The 1893-nt window shown below is 70.8% G+C and carries 2 protein-coding genes; both read right to left on the bottom strand.

Annotated elements, in window-relative coordinates; all coding sequences use genetic code 11:
* Nucleotides 1–62 precede the first annotated feature (62 nt).
* A complete protein-coding gene (locus OO014_RS19240; protein ID WP_272463941.1) occupies nucleotides 63–1304 on the bottom strand; it encodes a phenylacetate--CoA ligase family protein in 1242 nt (413 codons plus the stop codon).
* A 12-nt stretch (nucleotides 1305–1316) separates the two neighbouring features.
* Nucleotides 1317–1893, bottom strand: a 577-nt coding sequence (locus OO014_RS19235; RefSeq protein ID WP_272463940.1) for an ABC transporter ATP-binding protein, incomplete at its 5' end; no start/stop codon positions are given.

The following is a 1893-nucleotide window of genomic DNA, read 5'->3' as shown; positions in this document are numbered from 1 at the left end:
CGTGTCGCGAACTGCTCTTTCGATTGGTCTGGGTGTCGCGAACTGCTCTTTCGATGGGGTTCTCAGTCCCAGGTGCGGGCGTCGATGATGCGCCCGGCGTCACCGTCGGGCAGCGTGTCGACCGCCTTGACGCCCACCGCGAAGCGCAGGCCGGAACGCACTGCCGACCGGACCTGCTCGAGGACCCGGTCCCGGTCGTCGCCCGACCGGGCTGAGTCGTCGAGCACGACCTCGCAGACCAGCTCGTCCTTGTGCTCGACCCGGTCGATGACGAAGCGCCACGCGGCCACGCCGGGTGCGCCGTTCATCACCGAGGCGGCCTGGCGCGGGTGCAGGAACATGCCCTTGACCTTGACGGCCTCCCCGACCCGACCGAGCACGCCGGCGAGACGGGCCGAGCCGTCCGGGCCCGTCGTCCAGGCCGACAGGTCCCCGGTGCCGAACCGGATCAGTGGATACTCGGCCCGTTCCAAGGTGACGACGACCTGGCCCTCGCCCTCGGTCACCGGGACGCCGGTCGCGATGTCGCACACCGAGACGTGCACCCCCGGCCCGGGCAGCAGGCCGCTGCCGGGCGCGGTCTCGTAGCCGATCAGCCCGACCTCGGCGGTCCCGTAGGACATCAGCACCGTGGGCACCCGCTCCTGGAGCAGGGACCGCAGCGAGTCCGGTAGCGGCTCGGCCGTCACCAGCGCCTTGCCGAGCCGCCAGCGGTCACCCGCCAGCCCCAGCTCGTCGAACCGGTCCACCAGCGCCTTGAGATAGCTCGGCAGCCCGACATAGGCCGTGACCCCGAGGTCGGCGATGGCCCGGGCCTGCAGGTCCTGGTTGCCGATCCCTCCGGGGACGACCGTCGCACCCACGGCCCGGCAGCCTTCCTCGAACATCGCCCCTGCGGGCGACAGGTGGTAGCCGAAGCAGTTGAGGACGACGTCACCGGAGCCGATCCCGGCCGCCTCGAGCGCCGGAGCCCAGCGCCAGGGGTCGGGGCCGTCGAGCTCGGGCTCGTAGATCGGCCCCGGTGACTGGAAGACGCGCCGCACGGTGGCCCCGGGAGCCAGGAGGCCACCGAACGGCGGGTCGGCCTGCTGCCTCGCCAGGACATCGTCCTTGGTGAGGATCGGCAGGGACGTGAGGTCACCCGACGCCAGCCCGTCGACCGTGAGGCCCGCCTGCTGTACCCGCTCGGCGAACGCCGGCACTGCCGACGCAGCCTGACGCACGAGGGCGCCGACGGCGGGAGCCAGCCCAGCGGCATACGCCTCGACTGCCTCGGTGAGCGTGGGGGATCGATCGACCGACACGGGGAGCCCCTCTCAGAGCCAGCGCTTGCGGCGCTTGTAGTGCTTGACGTCGCGGAAGCTCTTGCGGCCGCCGGACTCGCCGAGCCCGAGGTAGAACTCCTTGACGTCCGGGTTCTCCTGGAGCTCCTGCGCGGTGCCCTCGAGGACGATCCGGCCCTGCTCCATGATGTAGCCGTGGTGGGCCACCTCGAGCGCCCGCCGGGCGTTCTGCTCGATGACGAGGACGGTGAGGCCCATCTCCTCGTTGATCCGCTTGATGAAGCCGAAGATCTCCTTGACGAGGAGGGGCGCCAGACCGAGGGACGGCTCGTCGAGCATGAGCAGTTTCGGCTTGGCCATCAGGGCCCGCCCGATGGCGAGCATCTGCTGCTCGCCACCGGACAGGTAGCCGGCGACGCGGGCCCGCATGTCGCCGAGCTTCGGCAGGAGGGCATAGACCTCGTCGAGGTCGGCCTTCGTGTCGATGCGTCCGCGGAAGTAGGCCCCGGAGATGAGGGTCTCCTCGACCGTCAGGTGCTCGAAGACGTGCCGCCCCTCCATGCAGAGGGACATTCCCAGCTTGACGCGCTCGGCCGCGTCGAGGTGCGTG

The sequence above is a fragment of the Intrasporangium calvum genome, from assembly GCF_028446585.1.
Classification (GTDB): Bacteria; Actinomycetota; Actinomycetes; order Actinomycetales; family Dermatophilaceae; genus Intrasporangium; species Intrasporangium calvum_A.
Note: the sequence above shows the minus strand (reverse complement) of the source record. Positions and strands in the feature narration are given on the sequence as shown.